Annotated in this window: 13 protein-coding genes; 3 read left to right on the top strand and 10 right to left on the bottom strand. The window is 69.8% G+C overall.

The features are described 5' to 3' along the window. Positions 1-22: 22 nt before the first annotated feature. Positions 23-1681 carry an adenylate/guanylate cyclase domain-containing protein gene (locus tag AC1RAA_RS17540; RefSeq protein WP_492731010.1) on the bottom strand — a complete coding sequence of 553 codons (1659 nt, stop codon included), beginning with the start codon at positions 1679-1681 and terminating at the stop codon, positions 23-25. Between the two features lie 43 nt (positions 1682-1724). On the opposite strand from AC1RAA_RS17540, the gene AC1RAA_RS17535 reads away from it, so the two are divergent. Then, positions 1725-2450, top strand: coding sequence for a Crp/Fnr family transcriptional regulator (locus tag AC1RAA_RS17535; RefSeq protein WP_139700373.1), 726 nt, complete (start codon positions 1725-1727; stop codon positions 2448-2450). Between the two features lies 1 nt (position 2451). On the opposite strand, the gene AC1RAA_RS17530 is transcribed toward AC1RAA_RS17535, so the two are convergent. The 4 genes from AC1RAA_RS17530 to AC1RAA_RS17515 form a co-directional block, all read right to left on the bottom strand. Then, a complete protein-coding gene (locus AC1RAA_RS17530; protein ID WP_492731012.1) occupies positions 2452-2925 on the bottom strand; it encodes a DoxX family protein in 474 nt (157 codons plus the stop codon). Between the two features lie 139 nt (positions 2926-3064). Beyond that, complete coding sequence (locus AC1RAA_RS17525; RefSeq protein WP_492731014.1) at positions 3065-4069, bottom strand: tripartite tricarboxylate transporter substrate-binding protein; 1005 nt, start codon at positions 4067-4069, stop codon at positions 3065-3067. Between the two features lie 49 nt (positions 4070-4118). Further along, complete coding sequence (locus tag AC1RAA_RS17520) at positions 4119-5528, bottom strand: amidase family protein (RefSeq protein ID WP_492731016.1); 1410 nt, start codon at positions 5526-5528, stop codon at positions 4119-4121. 121 nt (positions 5529-5649) lie between these two features. Then, positions 5650-6432 carry a FadR/GntR family transcriptional regulator gene (locus tag AC1RAA_RS17515; protein ID WP_070061946.1) on the bottom strand — a complete coding sequence of 261 codons (783 nt, stop codon included), beginning with the start codon at positions 6430-6432 and terminating at the stop codon, positions 5650-5652. Between the two features lie 175 nt (positions 6433-6607). Here AC1RAA_RS17515 and AC1RAA_RS17510 point away from each other — a divergent pair, with 175 nt between their 5' ends. Continuing rightward, on the top strand, positions 6608-7366 hold the full coding sequence (locus tag AC1RAA_RS17510) for a sulfite exporter TauE/SafE family protein (protein ID WP_095951002.1): 759 nt from the start codon (positions 6608-6610) through the stop codon (positions 7364-7366). 7 nt (positions 7367-7373) lie between these two features. On the opposite strand, the gene AC1RAA_RS17505 is transcribed toward AC1RAA_RS17510, so the two are convergent. The 5 genes from AC1RAA_RS17505 to AC1RAA_RS17485 form a co-directional block, all read right to left on the bottom strand. Next, positions 7374-7736 carry a DUF1428 domain-containing protein gene (locus AC1RAA_RS17505; RefSeq protein WP_062479540.1) on the bottom strand — a complete coding sequence of 121 codons (363 nt, stop codon included), beginning with the start codon at positions 7734-7736 and terminating at the stop codon, positions 7374-7376. 70 nt (positions 7737-7806) lie between these two features. After that, positions 7807-9282 carry a DHA2 family efflux MFS transporter permease subunit gene (locus tag AC1RAA_RS17500; protein ID WP_492731018.1) on the bottom strand — a complete coding sequence of 492 codons (1476 nt, stop codon included), beginning with the start codon at positions 9280-9282 and terminating at the stop codon, positions 7807-7809. Positions 9283-9334: 52 nt separating this feature from the next. Further along, positions 9335-9754 carry a VOC family protein gene (locus tag AC1RAA_RS17495; RefSeq protein ID WP_139699953.1) on the bottom strand — a complete coding sequence of 140 codons (420 nt, stop codon included), beginning with the start codon at positions 9752-9754 and terminating at the stop codon, positions 9335-9337. A 47-nt stretch (positions 9755-9801) separates the two neighbouring features. Continuing rightward, positions 9802-10329, bottom strand: coding sequence for an SRPBCC family protein (locus tag AC1RAA_RS17490; RefSeq protein WP_307695028.1), 528 nt, complete (start codon positions 10327-10329; stop codon positions 9802-9804). Positions 10330-10375: 46 nt separating this feature from the next. Then, on the bottom strand, positions 10376-10819 hold the full coding sequence (locus AC1RAA_RS17485) for a VOC family protein (protein ID WP_062479529.1): 444 nt from the start codon (positions 10817-10819) through the stop codon (positions 10376-10378). A gap of 121 nt (positions 10820-10940) precedes the next feature. Here AC1RAA_RS17485 and AC1RAA_RS17480 point away from each other — a divergent pair, with 121 nt between their 5' ends. Continuing rightward, the gene (locus tag AC1RAA_RS17480; protein ID WP_095951005.1) at positions 10941-11594 is read left to right on the top strand and encodes a TetR/AcrR family transcriptional regulator; all 654 of its coding nucleotides are present in this window, start codon (positions 10941-10943) and stop codon (positions 11592-11594) included. Position 11595: the final 1 nt, after the last annotated feature.

The raw sequence follows: 11595 nt of genomic DNA, 5'->3' as shown, positions 1-11595 counted from the left end.
CACCGAATCCAGCAGGTGGTGCTCAGGCCGCTTTCCCGGCGCGTGAATACATCACGGCCAGTGGTTCGGAGCGCCCGCGCACGTTCAGCGTGTCGACCGGGCCCAGCGTTGCTTCGGCGCCGGCCTGTTGCGCCGCGAACTGCGAGACCACGAGCCGCGCTGAAGCAGTCTTCGAATGGTCCTGCAGGCGGCTCGCAGTGTTGACCACTTCGCCGATGGCGGTGAAGGTGGTGGTCTCGAGGTAGCCGACCTCGCCGACGGCCGCGCGCCCGGCGTGCAGGCCCATGCCGAAGTCCAGGTGTTGGCCGAACTGGGCCTGGAAGTCGATGTTCCATGCGTCCATGCGCTCGCCGATGAGCTGGGTGGCGTGCAGGGCCTGCCGGCAGGCGGTGGGCAGGTCGCTCTCGAGGCCGAAGATGGCCATCACGCTGTCGCCGATGAACTGGTTGGGCACGCCCCCGCTCTCGCGCACGGCGGCACCCACGATGGCGAAGTAGCGGTCGAGCACGTAGGCCAGGTCGAAGGGCCACTGCCGCTCCGACAGGCCCGACCAGCGCCGCAGGTCGACGAACAGGATCGCCACGTCGCGCTCGTGCCCGAAGCGGCCGACCGGCGCGGGCCGGCCTTCGCGCGGCAGCGGCGCGAACAGCGGCGTCACCTCGATGCTGCCGCGCGGGCGCAGCTGGCAGGCCAGCCGCACGTCGTGCGGGGCGCGCACGCGCTCGAGCGTGCGCTGCTCGTCGCGGCCCGGCGTGCCGATGTGTTCGGGCGCACCGCCCACGCGCACGCGGCAGGTGGAGCAGCGCGCGCGCCCGCCGCAGATCGACACGTGCGCGATGCCGTGCGAGCGGCTGGCTTCGAGCACGCTCCAGCCGGGCGGCACGTGCACGGTGCGGTCGGGGTAGCGCAGCGCCACGGTGGCGCCGCGCGCGCGCCGGGCCAGGCGGCTGCGCACCGCGTAGGCCGCGAGCAGGGCCAGCAGCGCCAAGGCGTAATACAGCTTGATGTTGGTTTCGGCGGCGTTGAGCGCGCGGCCCTGTTCGGGCGTCGGCAGCACGACGGGCGGCACGCCGGTCCACTGGAACTCGCGCCCCATCGAGACGAAGCCCATCGCGGCGGTCACCGGCAGCAGCACGGCCACCGCGAGCAGCGGCGCGAACAGGCGCCGGTAGAGCGGGCGCACGCGCAGCGCGAAGTGCAGGCCGAGGCAGCCGTGGGCCCAGGCGGCCAGCATCATGCCCAGCTGCGCGCCCGCGCCGGCCAAGTCCCACAAGCCCCAGACCACGCGCACGTACGAGCCCTCGATGCCGTAGGCCAGCCAGGCGCCGCGCATGGCGGTGAGGTGGGTGGCCAGCAGCAGCGGCAGCGCAAAGCCCAGCAGCACGCGCAGGGCTTCGAGTGGTGGCATGCGCAGGGTGCGGCGCTCCCACAGCGCGGCCACGGCGAGCGCGAGGTGGGTGAGGGCGGCACCGTACAGCAGCAGCGTGCCGGGCAGGCTGTGCCAGAACTTCTGCACGCCGCGCAGCACGGTCTCGGCCGCGGCGAAGGAGACGATGCCCAGCGAATGGTTCAGCAGGTGCGCCGTGATGTAGGCCATCAGCACCAGCCCGCTCGCCCAGCGGAGGTTGCGCCGTGTCGGCGTTCTCAGCAAAAAAGGGGAAGGAGGGGAACGTCTGTCCATGAACGGGTTCGAAGCGGCACCCGAGCATAATGCGCGCGCCTCGATGACCACCGGCATGGCCCTACCCGAACCCACCCCCCGCTCCAGCCTCGCGCTGCGCCGCATCGCGCTGCTCGAAGGCCTGTCCGACGACCGTTTCGACCATCTGGCGCGCCAGTGCCTGTGGCACAGCGTGGCGGCCGGCAAGCCGCTGATGCTGCGCGCCGACCTGCAGGGCGAGGTGTTCCTGCTGGTGTCGGGCCGCGTGCGCGTGACGACCTACGCGGCCAATGGCCGGCAGGTGACGTTCCGCGATTCGGAGGCCGGCGCGCATTTCGGCGACATCGCCGCATTGGACGGCGGGCCGCGTTCGGCCGACGTGGTCACGCTCGAACCCTGCGTGGTCGCCAGCCTGGATCGCGCGGCCTTCCTGGCGCTGCTGCGCGAGGAGCCGCTGGTGGCCGAGCGCGTGATGCAGCGGCTGGCCGCGCTGGTGCGGCAGCTGTCGGAGCGGGTGATCGACCTGAGCACGCTGGGCGTGCAGAACCGCCTGCATGCCGAGCTGCTGCGCCTGGCGCGCGAGGCGGGCATCGACGGCAACGAGGCCCGGCTGGAGCCCGCGCCCAAGCATGCGGCGCTGGCCAGCCAGATCAGCACCAACCGCGAGCAGGTGACCCGCGAACTCAACACGCTGGTGCGCGGCGGCGTGCTGCGCAAGGACGGCAAGGCGCTGGTGGTGGCCGATGCCGAGCGCCTGGCGCTGATGGTCTCGCAGGTGCGCGGGGACTAGATCAGTTCCAGCGTCCGTTGGGGCCCGCCACGCTGTAGCGGCCGGCGCCCATCAACGCCACGCTCAGCGCGCCGAACAGGTACAGGCCCTGCAGCTCCAGCGCCCAGCCGCCCTGCTTGGTCAGCGCGAACAGGTCGGCCATGTGCACGAGGCCGAAGGCCACGAGCATGTTGATCACGACCACGGCGGCCGCAGCGCGCGTCCAGACGCCCGCGATCATCAGCAGCGGCGCGACGATCTCGCCCACGAACACGAGGTAGGCCAGCCCGCCCGGCAGGCCGGCCTTGGCCAGCATGCCACTGATGAAGCCGACGCCGGCCGAGAGCTTGAAGATGCCGTGCAGCAGCATCAGCACGCCGACCGACACGCGCAGCACCAGCTTACCGGCGTCGTCGCGGGCAGCGGGCGTGGCAAGGAACGACGAGGAGGAAGACGCCGAAGCGGCGGAGGCGATCGGGGCAGCCTGGGTGTTCATGGCGAATCCTTGAGTGGAAGAAAAAAGGAAGAAGGCCGCCGCGGACTGCGGCGGTTGCCATGCCAGTGTGAGAGCCCCGCCGCCGCCGGTCGGTGCGTTTACGCACACTTTTCGGCGGTTGGGTCGCGGCCGCCGGGCCTCAGTCGCCCTTGTAGCCCGAGGCCTTGATCACCGGCAGCCAGCGTGCGGCCAGCGCGTCGGTGTAGCGCACCACCTCTTCGCTCGAGGCGCCGGGCAGCAGGTCGTAGCCCACGCGGCCCAGCTTTTCGCGCACGTCGGGCAGGGCCAGCACCTTGCGCACGGCCCGGTTCCACTGCGCCAGCGTGGCGGGCGCGGTGTTGGCGTGGGCATACAGCACGTAGCGCGACGAGGCCACGAGCGTCGGGTAGCCCGACTCGGCGAAGGTCGGCACGTCGGGCAGGCCGTCGGCGCGCTTGTCGCCGGCCACGGCCAGCACGCGCAGCTTGCCCGCGCGGTGGTACTCGGTGAGGGTGGTGGTGGCGTCCATGCCCGAGGCCACCTGGCCGCCGATCAGCTCGGTGACCATGGCCGCGCCGCCGCGGTAGGGCACCAGGGTGGCGCCGCTGCGCGACAGGGCCACGAAGTCCATGGCCAGGAAGTGCAGCAGCGAGCCCACGGTGGTGATGCCGATCGAGCCCTGGTCGGGGTGGGCCTTGGCGGCCTGGACGAACTGGGCCAGCGTCTTCACCGGCGAGGCGGCGCTCACGGCCAGGCCGAACTGGATGCCGCTCACGTCGGTCACGGGCTTGAAGTCGGTGGCCGGGTTGAAGCGCATGTTGGCGTAGATGGCGGGGCCGATGAACATCGGGTCGACCGGCGCCAGCAGCATGGTGGTGCCGTCGGCGGGGCTGTTCTTCAGCACCTCGGCCGCCAGCCGCGTGCCGGCGCCGGGGCGGTTGTCGACCATGACCGGGCGGCCGAGCTCGTCCTTGAGCTTTTCGGACAGCAGCCGGCCCATGAAGTCGGCCGGGCCGCCGGCCGGGAAGGGCACGATCAGTCGGTTGACCGCCGGCTGCGCGTTCGCGCCGTACGGCAGCAGGCCGCCCAGGCCCGTGGCCGCCGCTGCGCGGATGAGGTCGCGTCGTGAGAGCGCGGGGCCGGTGGGGAAGGTGAAGGGGGTCATCGAAAGTCTCCGGGTGGTTGGAATCGTTGGAAGAACAGGAAGAGAAAGGTCACTGCGCGACCAGCGGCGTGAAGCGGGCCGCGTCCTCGATCGCCTGGCCGGCCTCGAGCAGCAGGTCTTCGCGGAAGCGCCAGGCCAGCAGCTGCACGCCCATGGGCGCGCCGCCGGCCATGCCGGTGGGCACCGCGAGGCCGGGCATGCCCAGCGCGGCGGTTGCGAGCAGCGGGCTCTGGGCGTCGATGAGGGCGCGGGCGCGCTCCAGGCTGGCGACGTCTTCGTCCTGCGGGCAGGGGCGCTGCCACGACACGGGCATCAGCACCAGCGGATGGGTCTGCATGAACACCGACCAGCTGCGCAGCAGCGCCTGGCGCCGCGCGAGGGCGTCGAGAAAACCGTCGCGGTCGGTCGCGGCCATGCCTTCGAGCAGGTAGCGCTGGCTGCGCCGCATGAGGTCGTCGCCGTGCTGCTCGACGCCCGCGATGATGTTGCGGCGCGTGTCGTCCACGATCAGCGTGCGCCACAGGGCCGCGGCTTCGCCGAAGAAGGGCAGCTCGGCTTCGTCGACCGCGTAGCCCGCCTGCTGCAGCCAGCGCGCGGCGTCGTCCAGCGCCTGCGTGACGGCCGGGTCGACCGGGATGCCCGGCGCGCGCTTGAACAGCGCCACGCGGATCGGGCCGGCGGGGCGCGGCAGCTCGTGCGGCACCGGCACCCAGTTCGGGTCGCGCGCATCGGCGCGCGCCATGGCCTCGTAGCCCAGGCGCAGGTCGGCGATGCTGCGCGCCAGCGGCCCCTGCACCGACATGAGCTGCGGCGTGATGCCGCGCTCGCTCGTCGCGCTCGGGTTGAAGGCCGGCACGCGGCCGGCCGTGGGGCGCAGGCCGGCCACGCCGCAGGCGTACGCGGGGTAGCGGATCGAGCCGCCGATGTCGTTGCCGTGCGCCAGCGCGCCCATGCCGCTGGCCACCGCGGAGGCCGCACCGCCGCTGGAGCCGCCGGGGGTGATGGCGGCGTCCCACGGGTTCAGCGTGCGGCCGTGCACGCCGTTATCGGTGAACCAGCGCGACGAGTAGGTCGCGGTGTTGCTGCGCCCCACGATGACGGCGCCCGCGCTGCGCCAGTGCGCCACCACCGGTGCGTCTTCGTGGGCGATGTGGTCCTTCAGCGGGATCACGCCGTTGGTGGTGGCGTGGCCGGCCTGGTCGACGTTGACCTTGATGCTCACCGGCACACCGTGCAGCGGGCCGAGCGGCTCGCCGCGCAGGGTGCGCGCGTCGGCCGCGTCGGCGCTGGCCAGGGCTTCGTCGGCCAGCACCTCGGCCAGGGCATTGAGGCGCGGGTTGAGCTCGGCGATGCGCGCGAGCACGCTGGTCGTCACTTCGCGGCAGGACACCTCGCGGCGGCGCACGGCGTCGGCGAGGTCGGTGGCGCTGCGCTGCCAGAGGGCGGGGGATGCAGTCATGGGTGGTCTCAGGGAAAGTTCAGGCAAAGGAAACCCCGCACCCCGGCGCGACCGGGGTGAAGGCAAGAGAGAGCAGGGAAGAAGGCGGCGGCGACGCGGATCAGCCCGCGCCGCGCAGGCGTCAGCCGGTCGGTTTCTTCATGAGCAGGCTGCCGCGGTCGACGCGGGATTCGGCCTCCAGGGCCAGGGCTTCGGCGTGTTCCATGTGCACGCGCATGACCTCGCGCGCGCGCGCGGGGTCGCGGGCGCGCAGCGCGTCGAGCAGCTCGGTGTGGCTGTCGACGATCTCCTCGTCGAACTGGTCGAACTCGGTGAGCGCGTTGCGCACGATGATCACGCGGCGGATCACGTCATTGAGCAGGCGGCACACCAGCGCCAGGAAGGGGCTGCTGCAGGCCTCGGCCAGGCGGTCATGGAACAGCAGGTCGGCCTCGCGGCGCTCGTTCCAGTCGGCGCTGCCGCCGTGGGCCGGGTGGCTGTGGCCGATCAGCGCCTCCAGCGCGGCCAGGTCGGCCTCGGTGAGGCGCGTGGCCACGTTGGCGGCCAGCTCGGGCTCGACCACGCGCCGCAGCGCGTACAGCATCGTGATGTCGACCGGCTGGAAGTACAGGAAGTTCGACACCGCCTGCAGGCACTGCTCGTACGAAGCCTGCGTGAGCGTGGCGCCGCCGTTGGGGCCGGTGCTGATCGCGACCAGCCCCTGCACCTGCAGCGCGGCCAGCGCCTCGCGCACCGTGCCGCGCGACACGCCGAGCTGCTCGATCAGCTCTTTCTCCTGCGGCAGCTTGTTGCCGACCTGTTGCTGGGTCTGCACGACCCAGCGCTTGATGTTGTCGACCACCTGGTCGGAGCGCTTCACGCGCTTGTCGCGCGTGAGCGAAGGCTTGGGTTGGGAAGGGGGCATCTGCGTTTCGGGTATTTATGATCATAAATGTCATAAATCTCGAAAACGCTGTCAAGCGGGTTGTCCCGCGAGGCGTGGCCGGGGTGGGCCGTCGGCAGGAAACCGGGCTTCCTGCTACGCTCCCGGACGGCCCGCCTGCCCCTGGCGGGCTTTTTTCTGCGCTGCTGGTTTCCCCATGGTTTTTCCCCTCATCACCGACCCGTCGTTCTACGCGGTCGCCGTCCCCGCCGTGCTGCTGCTCGGCATCAGCAAGAGCGGCTTCGGCGCCGGTTTCGGGTCGCTGGCCGTGCCGATGATGGCGCTGGCCGTCACCGTGCCGCAGGCGGCGGCGATCCTGATGCCGCTGCTGCTGCTCATGGACCTGCTCGGCCTGGCCGCGTTCCGGCGCGACTTCGACCGCTCGCTGCTCAAGTTCCTGGTTCCGTTCGGGCTGGTCGGCACGGTGATCGGCACGCTGCTGTTTCGCGTGCTGTCGGCCCACACTGTGGCGGGCATCGTGGGCGTGTTCACGCTGGTGTTCCTGGCGCAGCGCCTGCTGTTTCCGCCCAAGCCCAACGACCCGCTGCCGTCGCGCGCGGTGGGCGCGGTGCTGACGACCGTGTCGGGCTTCACCAGCTTCATCGCGCATGCGGGCGGGCCGCCGATCAATGCCTACGTGATCCCGCTGAAGCTCAAGCCCGTGGTGTTCACGGCGACGATGGCCTACTTCTTCTTCGTGGTGAATCTCAGCAAGTGGATTCCCTACGCGTGGCTCGGCCTGCTCGACTTTCGCACGCTGGCCACCTCGCTCGTGCTGATGCCGATCGCACCGCTGGGCGTGTGGATCGGCATCCGCATCGCACGCCGCATCGATGCGACGTGGTTCTATCGCTTCGTCTATCTGGGCATGCTGCTCACGGGCCTGAAGCTCGTCTACGACGGCTTCCTGGCCTGAGAAAGCATCAAAGTTCCACGATCGACTTGAAGCCGCCGAAGATCATCCGCTTGCCGTCGAACGGCAGGTTCTTCATGTCCATCATGGCCTCCAGGCGCGGGTCGGCCATGACCTTCTTGTTGATCGTGTCGCGGTGCTTGCGCGACTTGTAGGTGATCCACGAGAAGGCCACGGTCTCGTCGGCCTTGAGCTTCACGCTTTGAGGGAACGACGTGAGCTTGCCGGGCTTCACGTCGTCGGCGATGCACTCCACGTACTCGAGCGCGCCGTACTCCATCCAGACCTTGCCGGCCTTGCGTGCGAGCTTGCGGTAGGCCTCGACGTTCTTGGTGGGAATGGCGACGATGAATCCGTCTACATAACGAGCCATGTCTGTTCTCCTGAATAGGGGATAGAAACGTTGAAAAAGAAAAAGCGGGGGCTGCATGGCGCCGTCGCGTTCACGACGACGCCGTCTCGCCCGCCGCGCCCGGGGCCGACGCTGCTTCGTTGTTGTTCTGGGTGTGTCCCGGCGAGGCCGGGCGAAGCAGCAGGACCCCGATCAGACCCGCCGCCGCCGCGAACACGGCGCCGACCAGGAATGCCAGGTTGTAGCCACCGGTGAGCGCCAGCGGCATCTGCGCGCCCGCGGTGGCCATGGCGGTGGTGCGTGCCGCCGCGGCGCTGGCCAGCACGGCCAAGCCCAGGGCGCCGCCCATCATGAAGGCGGTGTTGACCACGCCCGAGGCCAGGCCCGAGTCGGCCGGGTCGACCTCGCTCATGGCCGCCAGCAGCACCGGGTTGAAGGCCATGCCCGCACCCAGGCCGAGCAGCACCATGCCGGGCAGCACGTCGAGCACGAAGCTGCCGTTGACCGGCGCGCGCGCGAACAGCGCCAGCCCGAGGGCCGCGAGCCACAGGCCCGCCGCCAGCGGCTTGCGGATGCCGAAGCGCATCACGATCTTGGCCGACAGGCCCAGCGAGAACACCGCCATGATCACGTTGGCCGGCAGGAAGGCCAGCCCGATCTGCATCGGCGTGTACTGCAGCACCAGCTGCATGTACAGCGCCGAGATGAAGAACCACGCGAACATGGCCGCGGCCCACAGCACGCCCACCACGTTGGCCACCGACACGCTGCGCAGCTTGAACAGGCCCAGCGGCATCAGCGGATGCTGCACGCGAGCCTCGATGGCGATGAAGACGGCCAGCAGCACCACGGCCGCGCCGAGCAGGCCCATCGTCTGCGTGGAGCCCCAGCCCGCCTCGTTGCCGTTGACCACGCCGTACACCGCGAGCATCAGCGACGAGGTGACGGTGATGGCGCCGGCCACGTCGAGCTTCTCGCCGTGCGCATGGCCGCGCGCGTTGGGCAGCAGCGCCACGCACAGCGCATACACCGCCACGCCGATCGGCAGGTTGACCAGGAAGATCCAGTGCCAGCTCAGCGTGCTCGTGAGCAGCCCGCCCAGCAGCACGCCGATGCTGCCGCCGCCCGCGCACACGAAGCCGTACACGCCCATCGCCTTGGCGCGGTCGGCCGGCTCGGTGAACAGGTTCATGATCAGCGAGAGCGCCACGGCCGACACCACCGCGCCGCCCAGGCCCTGCACCGCGCGCGCCGCCACCAGCAGGCCTTGCGAGGTCGAGACCCCGCAGGCCAGCGAGGCCAGCGTGAACAGCACCAGGCCCGCGAGGAACACGCGGCGGTGGCCGTACAGGTCGCCCAGCCGCCCGCCCAGCAGCAGGAAGCCGCCGAAGGTCAGCATGTAGGCGTTCACCACCCAGACCAATGACGTCTCGGAAAAGCCGAGGTCGGTGCGGATCGAAGGCAACGCCACGTTCACGATCGTGGTGTCCAGCACGATCATCAGCACGCCCAGGCACAGCACCATCAGGGCGAGCCAGCGCTTTCGGTTGTCGAGGGTTTCGGTCATGGAAGGTGCTTCCTGCGAAGAAGGGAAAAAGTAGAGAGAGGCGGCTCCGTGCTCAGACCAGCGCTTTGCCGCCGTTGATGAGCCACGGCGTGCCGAAGCGGTCGGTCACCATGCCGAAGCCTTCGACCCAGAAGGTCTTCTCGAACGGCATGCCGATCGAGCCGCCGTCGGCGAAGGCGTCGAAGATGCGCCGCGCTTCGGCCACGGTGTCGAGCGTGAGCGCCACGCCGAAGCCCTTCATGCCTTCGAAGGGCTGGCCCGGCATGGTGTCGGAGGCCATGAGGATGCCCTCGCCGTAGGTGAGCGACGCATGCATGATCCGCTTCTTGGCCTCGGCCGGCATCTGCTCGGTGTCGGGCGCTTCGCCGACGGTCATCATCATCTGCATGGTGCCGCGCAGCGTCTTCTCGTAAAAGCGCATGGCCTCGGCGGCGTTGCCGTCGAACGTGAGGTAAGCGTTGATGGGGGACATGAGAGTTCCTTGAATGATTGAGGTGAGTCGATGAGGGGAGGAGGCGTTTACTTTTCGGTTGCGCTCTTCAGATTGGCCAGGCCCGCCTCGAAGTCCTTGCCGATCATCTGATCCATGTCGAAGAAGATGCCCATGAGCTTGGCCATGTAGGGGCTCGGGCCGTACATGGCCCAGGTGACCTGCGTGGCGCCGCCCTGCGGCTGCAGCGTGAACTCGGCCGTGTTGTGGCCTTCGAAGGGCTTCACGAAATCGAGCTTGATCGCAACCTTCGACGCCGGCTGCGACTCGGTGATTTCCATCGTGCCCGCGCCCGCCTTGCTGTTGCCTTCCCAGGCGTAGGTCGCGCCCTTGCCGCTGGCGGCGCCGCCATAGGTGCGCTTCATGGCCGGGTCGAGCTTCTCGTAGGGCGACCACGCGCTCCAGCGGTGGAAGTCGTCGATCAGCGGAAAGATTTTTTCGGCGGGTGCGTCGATGCGCGTGGTGCGCTCGACGCGAAAGCTGTCGGGCCGCGTGGCGCCGTAGATGAGCAGCGCGGCAATCAGCGCGAGGACGGCGAGGACGATGGTCTTGAGCATGATGAAAAAAAGCGTGTGGGAAGAGTGAAGAGCAAGCCCCCGCGCATCACGCGGCGGCCGGGTCTGCGACCAGCAGCCAGCCCACGCCGAAGCGGTCGCTGAGCATGCCGAAGCTGGTGGTGAAGAAGGTCGGGATCAGCGGTTGCATCACCTGGCCGCCGTCGGCCAGTGCGTCGAACCACTTGCGGGCGTCGGCGTCGCTGTCGGCCGACAGCGACAGCATGATTCCCTTGAACTCGGCCTGGCCGGAGCAGCGTCCGTCGGACAGCATGAGCTCGGTCTGGCCGATGCGCAAGACCGAATGCATCACTTTGTCAGGGCCGGGCATGCCGCCGGCGCAACCGGCTTCGGGGTTGCCCTCGGGGCCGCCGGTGGCCGGCGCCTCGCTGTAGCGCATCAGCTGCACGACTTCGGCGCCGAGCGCCTTCTTGTAGAAGGCAATCGCTTCGTCGCAACGACCTTCGAAGGACAGGTAAGACTGGACTTTCATGGCGTTTCCTTTCGGTTGGTTCACGGGCACAACGGGTCTGCGCGAAAACAATGGAATTACTTTGTGTACACCGTCCACAAAGAATAGCAGAGATAATGGACAGTGTCCACATGGAGTCGCGATGAAGCTCAACAACGTTCCCGAAAGCCTGCCGCCCGCGCGCAGCACCTACCGCCATGGCGACCTGCGCCGTGCGCTGCTGGATGCGGGCATCGAACTGGCACGGGACGGGGGCCCCAGTGCCGTGGTGCTGCGCGAGGCCACGCGCCGCGTGGGCGTGGTGCCGAACGCGGCGTATCGCCACTTCGCCAGCCGGCACGACCTGCTGCTGGCGGTGCGCGCTGCGGCGCTGTCGGAGGCGGCCAAGGCGATGGAGGGCGAACTCGCCGTGCTGCCCTGCGACCAGCCGCCCGCCGACTTCGCGCGCGCCCAGGTGCGCGCCATCGGCACCGCTTATCTGCGCTTTGCGCAGGCGCAGCCGGGGCTGTTCCGCACGGCCTTCGTGGTGTCGGAAGACGCGCAGGGCGACGTCGGTCCCGACGGCGCGGGCGCCAGCGGCATGAACCCGTTCGAGTTGCTGGGCGCGGCCGTCGACCGGCTCGTGGACGCGGGCCTGCTCGACCCGGCGCGGCGCCCGGGCGCCGAATACCTCGCGTGGTCGGCGGTGCACGGGCTGGCGTTGCTCATCATCGACGGCCCGCTGCGCGGCGTCGACGCGGCGGCCACGCACGCGCTGGGGCAGCGCCTGATCGACATGGTGGAACGCGGGCTGTAGT

This window comes from Variovorax sp. GW823-FHT04F07 (genome assembly GCF_058795995.1).
The sequence above is the reverse complement of the archived record's forward strand: the minus strand, read 5'-3'. Positions and strand labels throughout refer to the sequence as shown.